General features: G+C 69.2%; 1 protein-coding gene. It reads left to right on the top strand.

Features of this window, described 5'->3' with window-relative positions; genetic code table 11:
• Window positions 1-365: 365 nt before the first annotated feature.
• Complete coding sequence (locus tag AB0435_RS34185; protein ID WP_366428743.1) at window positions 366-1172, top strand: glycoside hydrolase family 16 protein; 807 nt, start codon at window positions 366-368, stop codon at window positions 1170-1172.
• Window positions 1173-1359 lie beyond the last annotated feature (187 nt).

Raw genomic sequence — 1359 nt, 5'->3', positions numbered from 1 at the left:
TATGGCCAGGGCAAGAACGCCCGCTACAACGTCATGGACATCAACCCCGCTGTTCGCGACGAGGACGGCAACGTCGTCACGCCGACTCCCGCCCCGCCCGTCGTCGGCCGGCACCGGATCACCGACGCCGCTTGATCTCCTCGCGGACCGGAGCACCATGGCGGCAGGTCCGCCCGCGAGGAACCGTGCCTGCCATGTGGGGGCAGGCCCGGGATGTGCGCCTTTCGACCCCCGTCGGCGCACACCCCGTCGGTCCGCCCGGCCTCGTCGCGGTCGGGCGGACCGCCCGGGCGGCCGGTACTGGGCCGAGTAGCCCAACCACCGTCCAGCCGGCCTGATCTCCGGCCGATGAAGGCGAGGTGCCCATGCGCCGTCTCGCCACGATCGTCGTCGCCGCAGCCTCCCTGCTCGCTGGAAGCGTCACTCCCGCGTACCCGGCAGCGCCGGGCTGGCACCTGCGGTTCGCCGATGATTTCGACACCGCCGTGCCGCCCGGATCGTTCACTGGCTGCAACCACCACCCGGACACTCCCCGCGCCTACTGCACCGGCCTTTCGGGGGCGATGCGGGCCACCTGGTGGGCGTATCCGAAGGGCTGGCCGGACACAGCGACCCAGCGGGGCTATCCGGTCGGCGGCTTCTACGACCCGGCCACCACCTTGTCCGTCTCCGGCGGGCAGCTGCATATCCGGCTGTGGCGCGGCCCCACGAGCGGCGTCCACTCGGCGACGGTGGTGCCGAAGGCATTGATGGGGCAGCGGTACGGACGGTACGAGGAGCGGTGGCGCGTCAGCAAGGCCGCCGTCGGCTACAAGTCGGCGCACCTGCTGTGGCCGGTGAACAACGACGGCTGTTCGGAGATCGATTTCCCGGAACTCGAATGGGACACCACAGTCGCGGCGTTCGCTCATCCGTCGACGTGCGCCCAGCAGGTCCACGTCGACACCGGAGCCCGGTGGACGTCCTGGCACACCACCGTCATCGAATGGCGACCGGGCGACCTGCGGTTCTACCTCGACGGCACCCAGGCCGCCCACACCACCAAAGGCGTCCCAGCGATTCCCATGACGTGGGACATCCAGAACGAATCCGCCCTCAACGGCGAGAACGCCGCCCCCAACAGCTCCGCCCAGATGGACATCGACTACGTCCGCGGCTGGACCTGGAACTGACCACGCCCTCACCCACCAGGAGATGCGCATGTCTGTGCTCGTCGACAAGCTCCACGCACTCATCGGCCGCTTCACCACCATCGGCAAGAAGGACATCGAGGAGGTCGTCACCGCCGTGACCGAACACCTGGTGCCTCTGCTGGCGGAGGCTCGTGCCGAACTCGTCGCCGACATAGGGCAGATCGTC

The organism is Streptomyces sp. NPDC051173 (assembly GCF_040689515.1).
In the GTDB taxonomy this organism is placed as follows: domain Bacteria; phylum Actinomycetota; class Actinomycetes; order Streptomycetales; family Streptomycetaceae; genus Streptomyces.
Note: the sequence above shows the minus strand (reverse complement) of the source record. Positions and strands in the feature narration are given on the sequence as shown.